General features: G+C 53.0%; 14 protein-coding genes. 5 read left to right on the top strand and 9 right to left on the bottom strand.

What is annotated here, in order from left to right; translation table 11 throughout:
• Positions 1 to 130: 130 nt before the first annotated feature.
• The 5 genes from ade (at position 131) to RAL91_RS11220 (ending at position 8,316) form a co-directional block, all read left to right on the top strand.
• Entirely contained in the window at positions 131 to 1,843 is a 1,713-nt protein-coding gene (gene ade, locus RAL91_RS11240; protein ID WP_371932540.1) for an adenine deaminase, read from the top strand.
• 39 nt (positions 1,844 to 1,882) lie between these two features.
• Positions 1,883 to 2,491: a peptide-methionine (S)-S-oxide reductase MsrA gene (msrA, locus tag RAL91_RS11235; protein WP_306262282.1), complete on the top strand. Its 609-nt coding sequence runs from the start codon at positions 1,883 to 1,885 to the stop codon at positions 2,489 to 2,491.
• 93 nt (positions 2,492 to 2,584) lie between these two features.
• On the top strand, positions 2,585 to 2,992 hold the full coding sequence (locus tag RAL91_RS11230) for a hypothetical protein (RefSeq protein WP_306262280.1): 408 nt from the start codon (positions 2,585 to 2,587) through the stop codon (positions 2,990 to 2,992).
• Positions 2,993 to 3,135: 143 nt separating this feature from the next.
• Complete coding sequence (gene pepN / locus RAL91_RS11225) at positions 3,136 to 5,802, top strand: aminopeptidase N (protein ID WP_306262278.1); 2,667 nt, start codon at positions 3,136 to 3,138, stop codon at positions 5,800 to 5,802.
• 159 nt (positions 5,803 to 5,961) lie between these two features.
• On the top strand, positions 5,962 to 8,316 hold the full coding sequence (locus tag RAL91_RS11220; RefSeq protein WP_306262276.1) for a PAS domain-containing sensor histidine kinase: 2,355 nt from the start codon (positions 5,962 to 5,964) through the stop codon (positions 8,314 to 8,316).
• On the opposite strand, the gene RAL91_RS11215 is transcribed toward RAL91_RS11220, so the two are convergent.
• The 9 genes from RAL91_RS11215 to ccmI form a co-directional block, all read right to left on the bottom strand.
• Entirely contained in the window at positions 8,313 to 11,234 is a 2,922-nt protein-coding gene (locus RAL91_RS11215) for a bifunctional [glutamine synthetase] adenylyltransferase/[glutamine synthetase]-adenylyl-L-tyrosine phosphorylase (protein ID WP_306262274.1), read from the bottom strand. The two genes, RAL91_RS11220 and RAL91_RS11215, sit on opposite strands and share 4 nt — an antisense overlap.
• The gene (locus RAL91_RS11210; protein WP_306262272.1) at positions 11,203 to 12,693 is read right to left on the bottom strand and encodes a HAMP domain-containing sensor histidine kinase; all 1,491 of its coding nucleotides are present in this window, start codon (positions 12,691 to 12,693) and stop codon (positions 11,203 to 11,205) included. Before RAL91_RS11210 ends, RAL91_RS11215 begins: the two co-directional genes overlap by 32 nt.
• Positions 12,677 to 13,357, bottom strand: coding sequence for a response regulator transcription factor (locus RAL91_RS11205; protein ID WP_306262270.1), 681 nt, complete (start codon positions 13,355 to 13,357; stop codon positions 12,677 to 12,679). The genes RAL91_RS11210 and RAL91_RS11205 overlap by 17 nt, the downstream gene beginning before the upstream one ends.
• Before the next feature lie 234 nt (positions 13,358 to 13,591).
• Positions 13,592 to 15,094: a Do family serine endopeptidase gene (locus RAL91_RS11200; RefSeq protein ID WP_306262268.1), complete on the bottom strand. Its 1,503-nt coding sequence runs from the start codon at positions 15,092 to 15,094 to the stop codon at positions 13,592 to 13,594.
• Between the two features lie 242 nt (positions 15,095 to 15,336).
• Positions 15,337 to 16,575, bottom strand: a complete 1,239-nt coding sequence (locus RAL91_RS11195) for a bifunctional alpha/beta hydrolase/OsmC family protein (RefSeq protein WP_306262266.1) — start codon at positions 16,573 to 16,575, stop codon at positions 15,337 to 15,339.
• A 55-nt stretch (positions 16,576 to 16,630) separates the two neighbouring features.
• A complete protein-coding gene (locus RAL91_RS11190; RefSeq protein ID WP_306262264.1) occupies positions 16,631 to 17,095 on the bottom strand; it encodes a cytochrome c-type biogenesis protein in 465 nt (154 codons plus the stop codon).
• Entirely contained in the window at positions 17,096 to 19,078 is a 1,983-nt protein-coding gene (locus RAL91_RS11185) for a heme lyase CcmF/NrfE family subunit (RefSeq protein WP_306262262.1), read from the bottom strand.
• Positions 19,079 to 19,120: 42 nt separating this feature from the next.
• Positions 19,121 to 19,573 (bottom strand): cytochrome c maturation protein CcmE, encoded by a 453-nt coding sequence (gene ccmE, locus RAL91_RS11180; RefSeq protein ID WP_306262260.1) that lies wholly within the window; start codon positions 19,571 to 19,573, stop codon positions 19,121 to 19,123.
• Between the two features lie 17 nt (positions 19,574 to 19,590).
• Positions 19,591 to 20,751 (bottom strand): c-type cytochrome biogenesis protein CcmI, encoded by a 1,161-nt coding sequence (gene ccmI, locus RAL91_RS11175; RefSeq protein WP_306262258.1) that lies wholly within the window; start codon positions 20,749 to 20,751, stop codon positions 19,591 to 19,593.
• Between the last annotated feature and the right edge of the window lie 128 nt (positions 20,752 to 20,879).

Raw genomic sequence — 20,879 nt, 5'->3', positions numbered from 1 at the left:
CTGACCTGATGAAGGTGTAGATTGGGTTGCTCTGCAAGCCGATACAAACCATGTGCCAATAAGGTTTGCAATGCAGCAATGGCTTGTAGATACAAATATGACGCGGCATGATCTGCCAAAGGAAAAAATGATGCAAAACAATCTGAAAGCCAGAATCCAACAGGCAAAAGGTGATGAACCAGCTGATCTGGTGATCAAGAACGTGCAGACACTGGATGTCATTACCGGCGAATTGTTCGAGGGTGATATTGCGATTACCGGCGACACAATCGTGGGCGTTGCTGAGCACTACCATGGCAAAAAAGAGCTGGATGGCAGCGGATTGATTGCCGCGCCCGGCTTCATCGACACACATCTACATGTGGAGTCCTCGCTGGTGACGCCGCTGGAGTTTGACCGATGCGTACTGCCTCATGGCGTCACCACAGCGATCTGCGATCCTCATGAAATCTCCAATGTGTTGGGGGCTGATGGCATTCAATATTTTGTGGAATGCGCTGAGCAGACCATCATGGATTTGCGTATTCAGCTCTCCTCCTGTGTCCCAGCAACGGGCTTTGAAACGTCTGGCGCGGACCTTTCGGCGAGCGATCTGCAACCCTTTATGGACCATCGGAAAGTCATTGGCCTTGCTGAAGTCATGAATTTTCCAGGCGTTCTGGCGGGCGATCCTGACATGCTGGAGAAGTTGGCACTGTTTGCCGACCTGCCGAAAGATGGTCATGCACCCCTGCTTTCGGGTATGCCGCTTAACGCCTATTCTGCAACTGGCATTGCCACCGAGCATGAAGCCACCACAGCCAAAGAAGCGCGGGAGAAACTGCGCAAAGGCCTTACCATTCTCATTCGTGAAGGATCGGTTTCCAAGGATTTGCATGCCCTGGCTGAAATTATCGACGAAAACACCTCCAGCTTTCTGGCGTTCTGCACAGACGACCGCAACCCGATGGAAATCGCAGAAGAAGGGCATCTTGATTACATGATCCGGACGGCGATTGCCCTTGGTCGTCCCTTGCATCATGTTTATCGCCTTGCCAGTTGGTCGGCAGCAAAGGCGTTTCGGCTCTGGGATCGGGGTCTCATCGCGCCAGGCTACCGAGCAGATATTGCGCTGCTGTCTTCGCTGGAAGAGTGCCGGGTTGAACAGGTTTTGTCAGCCGGCCGTATTGTTGATGAAACGCTTTTCCGCACGCGCCAGACCATTCCAGTGGTGGGGCGAAACAGCGTAAAGGCTGCGCAGGTCAAATCAGATCAGTTTCAAATGCCAGGCCGTGCGCGCGAGATCTCCGTCATTGGTGTTGAGGCAGGTCTGATCCTGACCCAGCATTTGAAACGCCAGCCCACCGAACAGGACGGACATCTTGTGGCCAATTCACAGACTGATCTGGCGAAGGTCGGCGTCGTTGAGCGGCATGGCAAAACCAACGCCTCAACGCCTTTGGCCGGACTTGGATTCGTCACCGGCTTTGGGCTGGAAAAAGGAGCGCTGGCGTCTTCAGTTGGCCATGACAGCCACAACATTACCGTTCTGGGCATGAATGATGCTGATATGGCCATTGCGGTTAATCGGCTGATAGAATTGCAGGGCGGGTTCGTGGTTGTATCCAACGGAAAAGTTCTCGCAGAGTTTGCACTTCCGATTGCGGGTCTCATGAGTGAGCTTCCTCACGAACAGGTTCACGAAGGTTTGATACCCTTGCGAAAAGCCGCCAAAAGCCTTGGTTGCCGCCTTCCTGAGCCGTTTTTGCAGATCGCGTTCCTGCCGCTGCCGGTCATCCCGCACTTGAAAATAACTGATAAAGGCCTTTTTGATGTAGACAGGTTCTGCCACGTCGATTTGTGAGGCAAAACCGCGAACCCAAATGCTGAAAGCGAGATACCTATGCGCCTTTTGACCTCCATGTTCCTTGGATTGGGACTTTTATCCAGCCCCACTGTGCTGTCGCAGGCTTCAGCAGAAAATGGCACGGCTATTTTAGCCGGTGGTTGCTTCTGGTGTGTTGAATCTGATTTTGACCACGTTAAAGGCGTTACGGAAACGACATCCGGCTATATTGGTGGCAAGACCGACAACCCGACCTATAAAAGCCATGGCAAGGATGGGCATCTGGAAGCGGTAAAAATTGTCTATGACAAGGATAGCGCGGATTATCGTGCGCTGCTGGATACTTTCTGGCGCACAATTGATGTCTTGGATGACACGGGTCAGTTTTGCGACAAAGGCAATTCCTATCGTACTGCAGTCTTCGTCGCCAATGACGAAGAACGTGCCATAGCTGAGGCTTCCAAAGCAGAGGTTGAGCAGGAACTGGGTCAGGAAATCAAAACACGCATTCTGGACGCGGCGGCCTTTTGGCCAGCTGAAGACTATCATCAGGACTATTACGAGAAAAGCTCAGCGCGTTATAATTACTACCGCAAGGCTTGTGGTCGTGACAAACGGGTTAAACAGGTTTGGGGCGAGACAGCCTATCTTGGCGTCGAGAAATAGACCTTAGGCGCACTGGTTGCAATTTACGCTTTATTGGTCTTTAGGCTGTAGCGTTACCTGACCAGTTTCGGTTTAAGGCAAGGCAATAAACTCATGCCTATTTTTAACAAAGAGCATGCAGATCTTGTCATTGCCTATATTGGCGAGAAGTCGGATATCCAGCAGATATTCGGCTTGATGCCACAAAAAATTGCTGTTGTGCATTTTGATGACAGCAATGCCTGCCTTGACAGTTTCAATAACAGCGATACACGCCCGGCAGAATTTATTTTACTGGATGCCACACGTTCCGCAGAAGAAACGGACCAGTTCCTGACGGGTTTTCGCAACAACACGGCCTTCAAAAAGATACCGATTTCCGTCATGGCCGAGGGCGATGATGAGGAGACCTGCCAACGTTTCCTCAGCCTTGGTGCAAATTTCTGTATTGCAAAGCTGGACGTGCTGGCGGATCGTGGCAGTCTGTCACAGATCATTACCGATTACTGGATGAGCGGCTAAGCGCGCGATCCCGCACTCAAAACAATTTATCTAAATGTGCCGCGCAGGTTTCCTGTCGAGCGCGAAACCTCTATATGAGCGTTTCAGGATTGCGTCCCACTGTTGGTGACGCCCCTACCCCTTTATCGTAATTCGGATTTCTCATGACACCGCAAAACCGTCGAAAAAAAGCAACATATCTCTCCGACTATGAACCTACCCCCTTTGCGATTGACCACACCGATTTGCGGTTTGCCCTGGGCTCTGAAGTTACTGATGTGACAGCCGAACTGACAATGCGCCGGCGTGCAGATGCTGCGCAGAATGCACGGCTGGAATTTGATGGTGATGAGTTGGTTCTGGTGTCCCTGGAAATTGACGGGAAGCCATTGGCGGAGAAAGACTATTCTGCGACACCGGACAAACTCACCATCTACGATCTGCCTGCAAGTGGCGACTTCAAACTCACTATCGGCACCAGAGTGAACCCCAAGGCCAACAAGCAGCTTATGGGCCTCTACCGGTCCGGCTCTGCCTATTGCACACAGTGTGAAGCTGAAGGCTTCCGGCGGATTACCTATTTTTACGACCGACCTGACGTGCTGAGCACCTTTACAGTGCGTATAGAAGCTGATGCGCACGAAGCGCCTTTCATGTTGTCGAATGGCAATATGCTGGAACAGGGTGTTCTTGACGCAGCGGATATGCCGTCAGGCGCAAAGCGCCACTACGCGGTCTGGCACGACCCCTTCCCCAAACCGTCTTATCTGTTCGCACTGGTGGCAGGTGATCTGGCCTGTGTGGAAGACAGCTTTACGACGCAAAGCGGACGCGCCGTCAAACTGCAGATCTTTGTCGAGCATGGTAATGAAGGCAAATGCGACTATGCCATGGATGCCCTGAAGCGCTCGATGCGCTGGGATGAAGAACGGTTCGGGCGAGAATATGATCTTGATATTTTCATGATCGTTGCCGTTTCCGACTTCAATATGGGTGCCATGGAGAATAAGGGACTGAATGTCTTCAACGATAAATATGTTCTGACAGACCCTGAAACGGCAACCGACGTCGATTATTATGGCGTTGAGCGGGTGATCGCTCACGAATATTTTCACAATTGGACCGGCAACCGCATCACATGTCGCGAATGGTTCCAATTGTGCCTGAAAGAGGGCCTGACAGTGTATCGGGATCAGGAGTTTTCTGCGGACATGCGCTCAGCGCCGGTTCAGCGGATTGGAGATGTACGCTCGCTGATAGCGCGGCAGTTCCCTGAGGATCAGGGACCTTTGGCGCATCCTGTGCGTCCGGATGTCTATGAAGAGATCGACAATTTCTACACCGCCACAATCTACAACAAGGGCGCCGAGCTTGTGCGCATGCTGGCCACGATTCTGGGTCAGGATGGCTTCCGTAAAGGCATGGACCTTTATTTTGAACGCCATGATGGCGATGCAACAACAATCGAGGCCTTCCTTGCCTGTTTCCAAGAAGCAAATGAAACTGATCTCACCAACTTCTCGCACTGGTATCACCAGCCCGGAACACCGGTGGTCAATGTGGATGAAATCAAACACGATGATGGCAGCCGCCTATTGACGGTCTCACAAAGATTTTCAGAACTGCCCCACTTCACGGAAGATCGCCCTGCGCTTACCATTCCGCTGGTATTTGGCTATGTGGGCCCGGACGGACAGGATGTTCCCGTAGCAGGCAGCAATGGCGAAACGGACATGATGCTTTTGACCGAACAGGCTCAGGACTTCAAGTTTGACAATGTACCGTCAGATGCGCGCCTCTCGGTCAATCGCAACTTTTCCGCTCCCATTGTTCTTGAGCAAAACCAGGAGCCGGAAGATCAGGTCTTCATTGCTGAATTCGACACCGACCCGTTCAATCGCTGGCAGGCCGTCCAAAACCTTGCAATGAATTCTCTGACGGCAACCAATGCCGCTATCCTTGCCCGAGAGAAGCCTGAACCACCTTTGCCACTGGTGACAGCATTGCGGTCGGTGCTGGCCAATGATGCGCTGGACAGCAGCTTTAAGGCACAGTGTTTTCAGCTGCCATCGCATCAAGCTGTTGCGGAAGCTGTCGGCGCCGGCTTCGATCCAGATGCCATTGCCAATGCGAAAGCCTATATCAATGCCTATGTGGCCCTTGGCCTGGAACAGGAAATGACCACATTTTATGAAAAGGCTTTAACGCCGAATGATACGACCACCGACGCGGCAAACGCTGCTCGCAGAGCATTGATGAATGCCGTTTTAAAGTTGCTGGTTGCCTCAGACAAGCCAGAGCACGCCGCCCTGGCGGTTACACAGACCATGAGCGCCAAAAATATGACAGACCGAATGGGTGCCCTGAGTGCGCTTTGCCTTCAAGGGCGCACAGAGCGGGCGGAGCCGCTGGTTGCCATGTATGAGCAGTTCGACAGCAATGGTCTTGTCATGGACAAATGGCTGGGCCTGCAGGCTGTAACCAACAGTGATGAAACACTCGACACAGTGCGCGCGCTTTTGCATGATCCGGTATTCAGTATGGAAAACCCCAACCGGGTTCGGTCTTTGATTGGCGGCTTTGCTTCCAACTTCCAGCAATTCAACCGCATGGATGGCAGCGGCTATCAATTCCTGGCCCGACAGGTTGGTGCGCTTGACGAACAAAACCCTCAGATTGCAGCCCGTTTGCTTGAAGGGCTGAGGTCATGGCGCAATCTGGAACCCCTGCGTCGAAACTTTGCCCGGCTGGCACTGGAAAAACTGCGGGACCAATCTGGCTTGTCATCCAACGTATCCGATATTACCAACCGGCTTCTCGGCGACAGCTGATCGCTGAATTCAAGGTAACGGCGAATGAGATGAGCGGTCTGATTCGCCGTTAACCTTTTTTTTCATTTTGACTCTAGACATGCTGATTCGCATGGATTCAAATGAAACTGATTCGGCAGGGTTGAGTGGCCGGCTTCAACATCAAAATCGAGGGTTTTCATGGCGCGTGCGGCAGCTGCCAAAGCGTCCGACGAAGGTCGCACTTTTGCGGCCAGCGGCGGACCAACACATCTCTTTAACAGCTTGAAGAGCCTGGCAAAACCGTCAGATCGCAAGCTGCTAGGGCTTGATCCTGCCCTTAAAATTCTCATCCCTGTTATGGTCATTCTGTCGCTGGGTATTGTAGCGACCATTCGCATCGGCAGCCTGTCTCAAGACTATGATGCTTCCATGCAGGAAGCCGAGCTGACGCTGGTCTCACTGGCCATGTCGACGGCATCGAGAGTGGATGCACTGGCAACCCAGCCGAACACGAACAACTTCGACAAACTGCTGGAAAATGTTCTACCGGAAGGTGCCAAGCGCAACGGCCGCCGGTTCTACATTCTTGGGCAAAACGGAGACATTCTGGGCCGCACAGGAAACAGGGTATCGGCAGATCAGCCAGACAATATTGCCGCCCGCCTTGGCGATGTGCAGCCTCTTGTTGTTCTGGGAAGCGAAGCGGGTGTGCTGAGTGTCAACACGACGGATGGTGAAAATGTGCTGGTAACAGTTCACCGTCTTCAGGCGCCCTTTGCGTCACTGGCAATCATCCAATCGCACCGAACAGCGCTGAGTAACTGGTATGCGAAACGCACACAGGATCTGTTGATTTTTGTCGCCATGCTGCTGCTGTCGCTGGTTCTGGTTTACAGTTTCTTTGCGCAATCCGCTCGCGCTCATGAGGCAGATGCAATCTATGCAAATGCTTATAGACGCCAGGAAACGGCGCTCATCCATGGTCGATCAGGCCTATGGGACTGGGATCTCAGTCAGGGCACCATGATCTGGTCCAATTCCATGAGTGTTCTTTTGGGCTATCCTGCCCGGGACAAATCAAAAGACATCGTGTTTTCGCTGGATGATCTGACAGAACTGGTGCATCCGGATGACACTGACCTGCATCAACTTCAAAGCAGTCTTCTGGTCACAGAGCAGGCACGGTTTGATGAGCAATTGCGTGTCAAACATGCCAATGGCAATTGGATCTGGTTGCGGCTGCGTGGTGAAGTTCTCAATACGCAGCCAGGTGGGCGTCAGCTTGTCGGCATTGCAACAGATGTGACAGAGCAACACCTTCTGGCCGAGCAGACACGACTTGCCGATATCAGGCTGCGGGACGCCATCGAAACAACCTCTGAAGCTTTTGTTCTATGGGACAATCAAAACCGGTTGGTGATGTGCAACACCAAATATCAGCAATTGCACAAATTACTGCCTCAGGATGTGCTTGCCGGGACACCCTATGAAGATATTGCGGCCAAGAGTCACCCTGAAATTGTCTCAACAATCACCTTGCCCAGTGAGATCAACCAGGCAGAAGCCAGAACCTATGAAGCGGCTTTGGCTTCAAAACGCTGGCTTCAAATCAGCGAACGGCGCACCAAGGATGGCGGTTTTGTATCGGTCGGCACAGACGTTACCGAGTTGAAGCTGAATGAGCAGAAGCTGATCGAAAACGAGAAACGTCAGACCGCGCTTATCCGCGACCTCAACAAATCACGGCAGAAACTGGAAGTACAGGCTCAGCAGCTTGTCGAACTGGCCGAAAACTACGCCTATGCAAAAGAAAAAGCGGAAGCTGCCAGCAACACCAAGTCAGAATTTCTGGCCAATATCTCTCATGAATTACGCACGCCACTGAACGCAATCATCGGCTTTTCAGAAATTATGCGCACCGGAGTATTTGGCAATCTGGGCTCAGAGAAATATCTGGAATATTGCAACGACATTCATGACAGCGGTAATTTCCTGCTGGATGTCATCAATGATATTCTGCAGATGTCAAAAATTGAAGCTGGCCGTCTGCAACTGAATTTTGAGAAGATCGACATCGGAGACATTGTGCGGGAGTCCTTCCGTGTCATGGATGTCAACGTGATGGACACAGGGATCCAGCTGAAAATCACCGGCATGGATAATTTGGTTTTTGAAGCTGATCGCCGTGCCATGAAACAAATCATGCTCAATCTGCTGACAAATTCCGTCAAATTCACGCCTGACGGCGGCCGTATCGAAGTGCAGATCAAAACCGGCGAATATGGGGCGTATCTGCTGATCAAGGATACAGGTATTGGCATCCCTGAAGAAGCTATCAACAAGCTTGGCATGCCGTTTGAGCAGGTCCAGAACCAGTTTACCAAAGATCACAAAGGCTCAGGCCTTGGCCTTGCCATAACCAAGAGCCTGGTGAGCATGCATGGCGGACACATGAAGATCACGTCTACCGAAGGGGTTGGAACCACTGTTACGGTCTGCGTGCCACTGGTGCAAAACCTGCACGAGGCGGATAGCGCTAACGCAGTCGCTTAGTCCTTAAAAAACCGTTTTACCAGCTCTGCCACTTCCGCTTGATAATCGTTCAGTTGAACTGCAATCATGTCCACATCCGGCAGTTCGCAGGCGCGGGCGAGGATCGGCAGAAAACCGGGTTGTTCCAGAAAATCCGTCCGGCTTTCGCCGCCGTCAAACGCCATGCGGATCAATTGTTGCAGCCCTTCGTAAAAACGGTGCGCTTCTATCAATAAGTCGCCATCTGCAGCTGCAATCAAGCCAAGATCAACAGCCTTTCGCAAAGCATTGCGGGTGTTCCCCTGCAAAATCTCGATGTTTGTCTCAGCATTTTGAAGCTGTAGAACCTGCGCCACGAATTCAATATCAACCACACCGCCCGGTGCCGTTTTTACATCCCAGATATGAGCGGGCGGTTTGGCGTCATGTATCTTTGCCAGCATCTCGGCGGCATCAGTCTTCAGAACATCTGCATTCTGGTTACCAAGAGCGGCAGCAATCGCCTCACGCATTTTCTGGCACAGTTCATTGTCACCGCAAATCGGCCGGGCACGGGTCAACGCCATGCGCTCCCAGGTCCATGCCTGGTCATTCTGGTAGTTTACAAATGTCTGAAACTGGGTTGCGAGCGGACCTGCATTGCCCGATGGGCGCAATCGCATATCAATTTCATAAAGCAAGCCCTCGCCTGTTGGTGCAGACAGAGCTGTAATAAGGCGCTGGGTCAGGCGCATAAAATATTGCGAGACGGCAAGCGGCCTTCGCCCGTCAGACTGTGTGACACCTTCATTAAAATCGTAGATCAGCATGAGATCGAGATCGGAGGTCGCTGTCATTTCCCGATTGCCAAGCTTGCCCATAGCGACAACACAAAGCTTTGCACCTGCAACAATACCGTGACGTTTGACAAAGTCCTTCTGCGTCTCCTGCAGCATTTTCCAGATCACGGCTTCAGCAAGGCCGGTATAGGCTCGACCTGTCTCGCTCGCCGTCAGGGTTCCCGACAGAATGCGGGTTCCAATAAGAAAGAGTTGCTCCTGTGTGAAGATGCGTGCCCGATCCAGCGCGTCCTCGAAACCAAGCGACAGGGCCAGGCTCTGCTGCAGATGTGCCGTCATGTCTTCAACGGTAAAGTCGGTTCCGAAAAAACCGGGATCAAGCAGCGCGTCCAAAACATGGGGACGTCTGGTGATGGTATTGGCAAGACGTGGCGCAGCGCCCAGAATGACGGATAAGAGGCTCAGCAGTTCAGGGTTTGATTTCAACAGGCTGAACAATTGCAAGCCGGCAGGAAGCCCTTTTAGAAACCGGTCGAAACCGGCCATCGCTACATCTGGTTGACCGCTGTCCGACATATGTCGCAGCAATGTTGGCATCAGTTCGGTGAGCACTGTGCGGGCATGTTCCGATCGCGTTGCCGGTATGCGGCCAAAATGCCAACCTTTGATCAGGGCGATTGCATCAGAAGGCCTGGCGAACCCAAGCCCTGAAAGGGTTTGCATGGTATCAGGATCGTCATCTTCTCCGCTGAATACGAGATTTCCAGATGTATTTTCCGACCCGTTTTTCTCTTCAAACAAATGTGCATAATGCCGCTGCACCGTGGTGAAGGTCGCGATAAGTTGTTGGTCAAAGCTGTCCAGATCAGTTGCCGAGGACAACACCGCCAGAGATAGCCGTTTGGGCTCATCCTGTGGAATGATGTGCGTCTGCTCATCATCCATCATCTGGATCCGATTTTCCACGCGGCGCAGATAGTCGTAAGCCTCGGACAATTCGTGACAGACTGTCTGTTCCACCCATCCGATGTCCCGAAGCTGCTCCAGTCCGTTCAGCGTCTTGCGATTTCGCAAATCCGAATTGCGCCCGCCAGCGATCAATTGTTGGGTTTGGACAAAAAATTCGATCTCGCGAATTCCGCCACGCCCCAGCTTGATGTTGTGGCCTGCGCTGCAAATCTGGCCAAACCCTTTATGCGCGTGGATCTGTCGCTTGATCGCCTGAATGTCTTCAATTGCGGCATAGTCGAGATACTTCCGCCAGATGAAGGGGCTGACACGGGTCAGAAAGACCTCACCAACCGTTTTGTCTCCCGCGATGGGTCGGGCCTTTATGAGCGCCGCCCGTTCCCAATTCTGGCCAGTGCCTTCGTAATATTGCAAAGCACCCGCCAGTGAAACAGCCAGTGGTGTTGAACCCGGGTCCGGCCTTAGGCGCAAATCCATTCGGTAGACATAACCATCGCCAGTGCGCTCCTGCATCAACCGCACCAGTCGCTTTATGAGCCTGACCCAAAAAACGGATGCTTCCTGACCGTCGGCCAAAGACCTTACATCCTGATCATAAAGCGCTATGAGGTCGATATCGCTGGAATAGTTCAATTCCCAGGCGCCGAGTTTGCCCATTCCCAGCAAAACAAAACCCAGCCCCTCAAGTCCCTCCTCCGGAAGTTCAAAATTGCATTTACCAGCGGCGATTTCACGGGTGATGAGATAGCGTAATCCAGCTTCAACAGACAGTTCTGCGGCCTGACTTAAAGCTGCTAAAATAGCGGTCTGTGGCACAGCATCTGCCAAATCCCACAATGCGATGCTCAGGGAGGTTGCCTGTTTGTATTGGCGCAGGTGGACCATAGCCTCCGCGTCTTCAACAGCGCCCGTAAGACCAGCAATCAATCGCTCTGTTGCGCCACTGAGAAATGCATCAAACCCGCTGCTGCAGAGGGTTTTGAGGCGGTCGGCATCCTGCATCATAAGGTGCTGCAGATGCGGGGCGTTGCTGCCTATTGTTCGAAGAAAATTTGCGAAAAGGGGTGGAAAACCAGAGAGGTCCAGATCGTGATTGGACTGTTGCTTTGCATCACAGGTTGCTTGATCAACCAGGGGCGAGAAGCATGTTTCAAGCGTTTTATGCTGGTTGCTCAGTTCCTGCCAATTCACCGATATTGCCCTTCATATCCTGCAAGCCGGGGAAGCGCATTGAAACACTCAAACCACGTCCCGGATGATCCTCGCCATCATCTTTCGTTGAAGGAACCGTATGTTGCAAGTCGATCTTGGCATTATGCAGGCCTGCAACGGCAGAAACCAAACTGAGACCAAGACCGGAGCCGGGTTGCGAGCGACTGCTGTCCAAGCGTGTAAAACGTTGCAGCACCCGCGCCCGCTCCTCTTCCTCGATGCCCGGCCCATTGTCAGACACTGTCAAAACGGTTTCATCCGCTTGATTGGCCACGGATATCTTGATCTCTGGTTCCGGTCCATTGTGCCCCTCTGTCGCGGGAGGCGCATATTTCAGTGCATTGTCCAACAAATTGGCCAGTGCCTGACTGATCAGTTCCCTGTTGCCATGAACAGGTGCCTGTTTGGGCGTGTTGACAACAAAAATCATGCCCTGCTCTTCAACCATAGGCTCATAGAGTTCTGCCACATCTTCAACAATCTGAGACAGATTGAGATCAGACATCACTTCACCCGGTGCTTTGGCTTCCACCCGCGCGATCAACAACAGGGCATTGAATGTTTTGATCAGCTGATCCGCTTCGTCAATCGTCATCTCAAGGGCTTCGCGGTAGGTCTCGGATTCGCCGTTTTCCGCCAATGCGGATTCAACCCTGCTGCGCAATCTGGTGAGCGGCGTTTTCAAATCGTGGGCAATATTGTCGGAGACTTCTTTCAGGCCATGCATCAATTCCTCAATACGGCCCAGCATAGCGTTCAGGCTGAGGGCCAGACGGTCAAATTCATCGCCGCTGCCTGTCACGATCAGCCGACGAGACAGATCCCCTGAGATAATACTCTGGGTGGTGTTCGAAACCGCATCGATCCGCTTCAACACCCGGCTGGACACAAACACCCAGGAAATCAGCCCCAGAACCACCAGGAGCGCACCCGCAATGAAAAAGGTCTCGCGCACAACCTCCTGCAGGGCTTCACGTTCTCCCACATCCCGTCCCACCAGAATCTTGTAGCCGCCACGCAACTCAAACACGCGCACAACAGCTGTATGCCCCGCGGCCACTCCGCCTTCTTCAATCAGCCGATAGCGGATTTCGCGAGGTTCTGAATCCACATTCTCAAACAGGGTTGGGGAAATGCGGGCAATGTTTCCGGCAAACACATTGCCGCTGTCATTGACCAGAAGATAAAGATTGGCGCCAGGTTGCCGGGACCGACGCTCGACCAACGCAACGAGGCCTGGAAGACCGCGCTGACCATATTGCTCGGCCAGGCCTTTTATCTCCGCGTTGACCGTCTCATTCAGCTGGCGGGTCAATAAAGCGGTGGTCGTGCTGTTCAGATACAGAACAAGAAATACCGCAAACCCGGCGAAAACCGCAAGGTAAATCAGCGATAGCTTGATCGCTGTGGTGCGAAAGAATTTACCTATCGTCGTCACGGATCACATACCCCGCGCCGCGCACTGTGTGCAGCAATGGCTTGTCGAATTCCTTGTCGACCTTTCCACGCAAACGCGACATGTGAACATCAATGACATTGGTCTGCGGGTCGAAATGGTAATCCCAGACATTTTCCAGAAGCATTGTTCGAGTAACGACATGGCCCGCATGACGCATCAGATATTCCAGGAGCCTGAATTCACGAGGTTGCAGGATTATGTTCTGATCGGCGCGGGTGACCGTATGAGACAAGCGGTCCAGTTCCAGATCACCAACCGTGTAAATGGTCTCGACATCTTCCGGCTTACGGCGTCTGGCCAGAACTTCGATCCGCGCAAGGAGCTCGGAAAATGCGTAGGGTTTGGGCAGATAATCATCGCCACCGGCCCGCAGACCCTTGACCCGGTCATCAACCTGCCCAAGTGCAGATAGAATCATCACGGGTGTCTGTTTGTCACGCTCGCGAAGGTCTTCGATAATCGAAAGGCCATCACGCTTTGGCAACATACGATCTACGATCAGGACGTCATAATCATAGACCAGAGCCTTGTGCGCCCCGGTGTCGCCATCTGCAGCATGATCTGCAACATGACCCGCTTCGGTAAGCGCTTTCACCAAGTACCGGGCAGCTTCCTGATCGTCTTCGATAATTAGAATTTTCATAATTGCTTTGCGCTTGTCTCGATATTTCGGGAGTTGAAGCGCATCCTATTTTGCTTCCTGGCGGCTGCAAAGATATTTCTCGCAAATTTCAATATTGAAGCAACCCGGGAAAGGCTTGGCGACGGGGCATTTACGCACCCCGTCACCAATAGGCGAAAGACAATCGGGGCGACACGATTTTTGTCCTTCACCGTTAGATAGGGTGGCAGAGGGGGCGCCACCCTATGTTCGAAATCAGGCTTTTGCGAAAGGGACCGCGACGAAGCGGATGCCCCGTTCATTCTGGACCTGCATCAGCACTGCCTTGCGGCCATCCTGTTTGACCTGCTCAACACCTTTTGTGACATCCTCTATGGTTGCCACTGGTGCACCATTCACGTTCAGAATGACATCTCCACGTGCAAGGCCCTTTTCAGCGGCGAGGCTTTCAGCTTCCACGCCGGAAATCAGAACACCGTTTTCTGCCTTTTCCAGCGTCAGACCGAGTGTCTCGGCAGACGCAGGCTTGACCATACTGTCTGCACCGGCATCGGCACGGCGATCCAGATCATTCAAGCTGCCCAGCGTTACGGTAACGTCCTGTTCTTCGCCGTTTCGCCAGATTGTGAGCTTTGCCTTTGCATCAGGTGCATAGGATGCAATCAGCTTTGCCAGTTCTTTCGGATCTTCCACGATTGTACCGTCGACTGCCAGAATGGTGTCGCCGGCGCGAATGCCTGCCTCACCGGCAGGACTATCGTCCTGCGGCCGGGTGACAAGTGCACCGCTGGCCATGTCCAGACCCAGACTTTCAGCGATCTCTTCGGTTACCGGCTGAATTTGAACACCCAACCAGCCACGTTCGACCATGCCGTCATCCTGCAAATCAGCAATCACAACAGTGGCGGTTGACGCAGGAATGGCAAAGGCAATGCCCACATTGCCGCCTGATGGAGAGAAGATAGCCGCATTCACACCGATGACTTCACCGCGCATGTTGAATGCTGGGCCACCTGAATTTCCGCGATTCACCGGTGCATCAATCTGGATGAAATCATCATAGGGGCCAGATCCAATGTCTCTGCCATTGGCCGAAACAATGCCAGCAGTCACGCTGCCACCAAGGCCGAACGGATTGCCAACAGCAACCACCCACTCACCAACCCGGGATGGCTGATCAGCAAAGGTCACGTAAGTGAAGTCACGATCGGCATTTACTTTCAGCAGCGCCAGATCAGTCCGGCTGTCTGCGCCGACCAGTTCGGCTTCAAATTCTGTGCCATCGTCCATAACGATGGTGAATTCTTCTCCGCCGTTTATGACATGTTCGTTTGTGACCAGAAGGCCATCTTCGGCAATGAAGAATCCAGAACCCTGCCCCTGAGAGCGGCGGGGGGCTGCGCGATCATTGCCCTGATCACCAAAACGGCGCTCAAAGAAACGGCGCATGGGGTGATCTTCCGGCAAATCCCTGAACTCACGTGGCATCTCACTGCCCTGCGTGCTGGCAGCAGATTGCAGTTTGCCGCGCACTTTAACGCTCACAACAGCAGGCTGTACCTGCTCGACCACGTCAGCAAAATTAAGAGGCGAAGCGGATTCAACGCGAACCGGCTCAGCCAGAACAGGAGATGTGGTGTTGAGCACGGCACCCGTAGCCAGAACACCAGAAACGCCTAACGCTGCCACGCCAGCACGCAGAATGTGTTTGCGCGCCCAGCCTCTGGTTTTTATTCCGGTTGTTTTATGTTGAGTCATGATTTGGTTCTCTCCTAATCAGTAGAGTCATTGGCGTTACTCGCCGTTGAGGAAAGAAATAGAGGTTGTCACCTTACCGCGCTCTTTCAGGCGGCTTAAACTTTTGTAATTTTGATACACTTGAAAATGGTGGGGCGTTGCAGCTGCCCGGTAAATTCTTGATTCACCGGGCAACCGTTCAGACTGCCTCGTCAGGTAGGGCTTCAGGCTGGGTCTTCAGGCGGGGACTTCAGGCGGGGACTTCAGGCAGAATTTTCCACAATTCGCGTCACAACCGTGGCCTTGCCTTCCAGCGTCTTGTGCACGGGGCACTTGTCAGCGATTTCCAGCAATTTGCCGTGCAGCGCGGGGTCGACCCCGCCCTCTATGGAGATGCGCCGCTCAAACTGATCGATCTTGCCGCTTGGGGTCATCATGTCTTCCGCACAGGCCTGGCAGTCTGTTGCATGGATTTTTTCATGCAGCACGGTGACAGATACTGCCCCGATATCCAGCTTTTTGAACGTGGCATACATACGTAACGTCATGGATGTGCAGGCGCCCAAAGCGACGGCCAGAAAATCGTAGGGCGAAGGTCCGCTATCCAGACCGCCGACTGATGTCGGCTCATCGGTCAGCAGGCGATGGCTTCCGCTGCGGACATAATTCTGAAATTTGCCCTCCCCGGTTTCCGCCACCAGCACACCCTCGCGGTCAGTTGATTCCACTGCGGGCCTGTCTGCACCGATATATCGACTTGCCCAGGCTGAAATCACTGATGCCGCATAGGCAGCGTCTTCCGGGTTGGACAGAAGATGATCCGCTGAATCCAGTGATACAAAGCTTTTGGGGTGCTTTGCAGCTGTAAATATGGCGGCCGCATTCTCAATGCCCACTGTCTGATCAATCGGCGAATGCAGCACCATCAATGCACTTTTGAGCTTTCCCGTATGTTGCTCCACCGATTGGGTGCGCACATCGTCCAGAAACTGTTTTTGTATCTTGAAAGGACGACCTGCCAGAGAAACCGTTGCCTCGCCATCACGCTCAATCTCTTCCAGACTGGCACCAAAATTATGCACCACATGTTCTGCATCGGCCGGCGCGCCAATGGTTGCCACGGCTTTCACTTCCGGGATTTTCAGGGCAGCGCACAAGACAGCAGCGCCGCCAAGTGAGTGACCAACCAGAATGCTGGGTGCCTCATAGTTCTGACGCAGAAAATCTGCTGCGCGCACCAGATCGCCCACATTGGAAGAAAAATTGGTATTGGCAAAATCGCCATCCGAGGCACCAAGTCCGGTGAAATCAAACCGTAAGACCGCAATGCCTTTTCCAGATAATTCCCCGGCAATGCGTTTGGCAGCCAGAATGTCTTTTGAGCAGGTGAAGCAATGGGCGAAAATAGCGGTTGCCCGTATGAAGCCTGCAGGCATGTCCATGCGTGCCGCCAGAGCTTCCCCCTTGCTGCCAGTGAATGTTACTTTTTGAATGCCGGCCATTGGGCGCGCTCTCCTGCCTGATAAAACGGCAGAGTGCGCCCGGATCGATCACGCATCAACTGTCCGGTGATAAAATCTTCTTGAGAGCTTCGTGTTCAGCCGCAGTAAGGGGCTTTTCAACCGGGTTTTGGCCGCGTCGGCTGCGGAACGCAAAGAAGGCGATGAAACCACCAATCAACAAAACGCCAATTGGTGCAATCCACAAGAAGGCATTGGCCAATGTGAAACGCGGTTTCAAAAGCACAAATTCACCATAGCGGGCGACTAGAAAGGTCAAAACCTCATCATTCGTGTCCCCCGCCACAATGCGTTCTCGCACCAGAATACGCAGATCTTTGGCCAATGGCGCATCGGAATCTTCGATCGATTGGTTCTGACAAACCATGCAACGCACTTCGGTCGACAGATCCCGCGCTCGCGCCTCCATTGCGGGATCAGCCAGCACTTCATCCGGCTCAACCGCCAATGCCGGCGTCAGGAACAGGCAGGCAATGATAATGAGCAGAAGCTTTTTCATCATCTATTCCGCCGGGACCGCGACAGCGTTGGGTTTCGCGCGTTTTGGCGCCCCCACCCGCAGGCGCCTGTCAGTCAGGGATACAATGCCACCTGCCCCCATAAACAGCGTACCAATCCAGATCAACAGCACCAGGGGCTTGTCATAGATGCGAACGACGACACCGCCATTATCATCAAAATCGCCTAGCGTGGCATAGAGCTGAGAGGTCCCGAATGTTTTGATGCCAGCCTCAGTGGTTGGAAAATTACGGGCCTGATAGAGACGTTTTGCCGGAGACAGCACCGCCACCACGGTGCCGCCCTTGCGGACGGTCAAATCGGCCACCTGCTCGGTGTAATTTGGCCCGCTGTTTGGCCGAATGCCTTCCAACGTGATGGTATAGCCAGACAATTCGATTGTATCGCCGGGCTGTTTGACGGCAACGGCCTCTCGTTCATAGACACTGACGCCGACAATACCCAGCAGCGTGATTCCCATGCCGGCATGGGCCAGGGTGGTGCCCCAGGCAGACCGCGGAAGGCCAAACAATCTTGAGAATGCGGTTTTCAGCGGCACACGGAAAAAGCGTGCGCGATCAACCAGTTCCGCCAATGCGCCAAAAACAAGCCAGATAGCAGCAGCAATGCCAAATGGCGCTGCAATTGAAGTCTTTGTCTGAATTGCAAATGTTGTCAGCAATCCAACGAATGCCAAAGCCAGAACCCAGGACAAACGCTGCATGACAGCTTTCAGGTCTCCGCGTTTCCAGGCCATGAACGGTCCGAATGGCATTGCCAACAATAATGGCAGCATGAGCGGCCCGAATGTCAGGTTAAAGTAAGGCGGACCGACCGAAATCTTTTCACCAGTCAGGGCCTCCAATGCCAGCGGATAGAGTGTGCCGATAAGCACGGTTGTCGCAGCCGTGGTCAGGAGCACATTGTTCAACACCAACGCGCCTTCGCGCGAAATAGGTGCAAAAATACCGCCCTGTTTCAATGTTCCTGCCCGCAATGCGAACAGCGCCAATCCGCCACCAATGAACAGCAGCAGGATCATCAGAATGAAGATACCGCGCGTAGGATCGGACGCAAATGTGTGGACACTGGTCAGAACGCCGGAGCGCACCAGAAACGTGCCCAGAAGCGACATGGAAAATGTCAGGATTGCCAGCAATATGGTCCAGATTTTGAGCGCGTTGCGCTTTTCCATGACCACCGCAGAATGCAGCAATGCCGTGCCAAACAGCCAGGGCATGAAACTGGCATTTTCAACCGGGTCCCAGAACCACCAGCCACCCCAGCCCAACTCATAATAAGCCCAATATGAGCCCATTGAGATGCCGAGCGTCAGAAACAGCCAGGCTGTCAGTGTCCAGGGTCGTACCCACCTGGCCCAGGCAGCATCAATGCGTCCGCTGATAAGGGCTGCAATTGCAAAGGAGAAAGCCACCGAAAAACCGACATAACCAAGGTAGAGCATCGGCGGATGGATCGCCAAACCGATATCCTGCAGGATCGGGTTCAGATCACGCCCTTCAAAAGGCGCGGGAAACAAGCGCTCAAACGGATTGGATGTCAGTACTACAAACAGGAGGAATGTTGTCGCTATCCACCCCTGAATGGCAAGGACATTTGCCTTTAGCTGCGCCGGAAGGTTGTTGCCAAATAAAGCCACAAGCGCGCTGAACAAGGCCAGAATACCGACCCACAACAGCATAGAGCCTTCATGATTGCCCCACACGCCGGTGAATTTGAACAGAAGCGGTTTTTGAGAATGGGAGTTTTCCCACACGTTGCGGACAGAGAAATCTGACACCAGATAGGCATAAGTCAGCGCCGCAAAAGCGAGTGACACAAATACAAAAACGCCAAGAGCGGTTGAACTTCCAACCGCCATCATGCGGGCGTCACCGCGCTGCGCGCCAACAAGCGGCACAAGCGCCTGCACACAAGACAGAGCGAGCGCCAGTAAAAGAGCAACGTGGCCAAGTTCCGATATCACTATTCTGCCCCTTTAATTCCTATTGTTTCAGAAGAGTTGCGCTTAATTGATAGCGCTCTCACCCTCTCCCTGCCAAACGCCCTGTTCTTTCAGAGCGTCCGCTACTTCTTTCGGCATGTATGTTTCGTCGTGTTTTGCCAGAACAGTATCTGCCACGAAAAGGCCATTGGCATCCAGTGAACCTTCGGTAACAACTCCCTGCCCTTCGCGAAACAGATCAGGCAGAATGCCGTCAAAGACCACGGCAACGGTGCTACCAGTGTCGGTAATGCTGAACTTGACCACAGAACCTTCGTTGCGAACAACGCTATCTTCGACCACCAAACCGCCAAGTCGAATTCGCTCGCCCGGCGCGGCGCCACCTGCTGCAATGTCACTGGGTGAGTTGAAAAACACGATGCGGTCATTCAGCGCGAACAGAACCAAACCGGCCGCAACCACCAAAACGCTGCCAGCTACGGCCATCATGGTCAGGCGTCTTTGTTTTCTGGTCATTTAACAATTCCCATTGATCACTGGTTTTGTGTGGCAAGTCCAAGATTGGTAGATAAGACGCTCAATTCTGCAAGCGCGCTTTGATCTGCCGCAAATATGCTTTGAGCTTTTTTCAAAGCTGCTGCGGCCTGATCGGGCTTTCCCAAAACTGCATAAGATCGAATCAGGCGCTGCCAGTCTGGCAGGTTTTCCGGAGCTTCTTCCAATCTTTCGGCCAGTCCTGCAACCATGACGGAAATCATTTCCTGTTGTTCCTGCTGAGACAGGCTCATGATTGCGGCAGCCTGATTGTCTGGTTCTGCTGGCGGCAAGCCCAACTCATTGCGAGCCATGTTTAACTGGTCCAACGCGCCAGGTGCCCAGGCAGCTTCCGGCGTCGCATCCTCAAGCAGCGCTTCCCAGGCGCTGATAGCTTCTCTGAATTTGCTTTCCTGGTTCAGCCCCAATGCCAAAAAGAAACGCGGCCGAACGGCTGTTTCATTCAGGGTCGCTGCGCGTTTGAACAAGGTTTCGGCGCGCTGGGTTACAACGCCTTCCTGGCTGAGAACAATGGCCTCCCCCAGATTGGACAGGCGATCTTCACTTTCGCCACGCAAACGAACTAGGTTTTCAAAAGCGCGAACCGCATCATCATAACGGCCTAACCTTTGATAGACCGGTGCAACCACTTCCCAACCATCGCTATCATCTGGATTTCCACTGAGGTGGGTTTCCACCCGTTCCACCAGGTCCAATATCTTCGTGTCATCGCCACTTTTCTGCTGGTTTGCAAGACGGGCCTGCAAGGGCTGATCAGCCAGATTTGGATTGCCGATATTGACATACATCGCAATTGCGATTGCCGGAACACAGGCACCTGAGAAAATCAAAGCTGCGTTGCGAAACAGATTCCGCTTGTCGCCGGAAGTCTTTGTACCAGAATCGATTTTGGCTTTTCTGTTCGCTTCAATCAACCGCCTGCTGATTTCCGCGCGGGCCGATTCTGCGTCACGTTCGTTCAGAACGCCACGTTTCAGATCACGGTCAATTTCGGTCAGCTGGTCCTTGAAAACCGCAACATCGCCGTCATATGACGTGCCTTCCAGTACCTCTGCATTTTTGTGCCTGAGCAGCAAAGGCAGGATGGCGAGTCCCAAGGCGCACCCAATCATGATTGCGACGACAATCCAGAACAGCATTGCGGTTCAACCCACCCTTACAAATTCAGAAAACTGCATGTTATTTCCTATTAGGATGTAGTTCCTAGCAGCCTTAACCGCAAGAAAAAGCACACAAAATAGTGGCGAAAAAGAAGGGCTGGCAAAAT

Origin of the sequence: Pararhizobium sp. IMCC21322, assembly GCF_030758295.1 — a bacterium.
Classification (GTDB): Bacteria; Pseudomonadota; Alphaproteobacteria; order Rhizobiales.
This window is presented reverse-complemented; position numbering and strand designations above follow the sequence as displayed.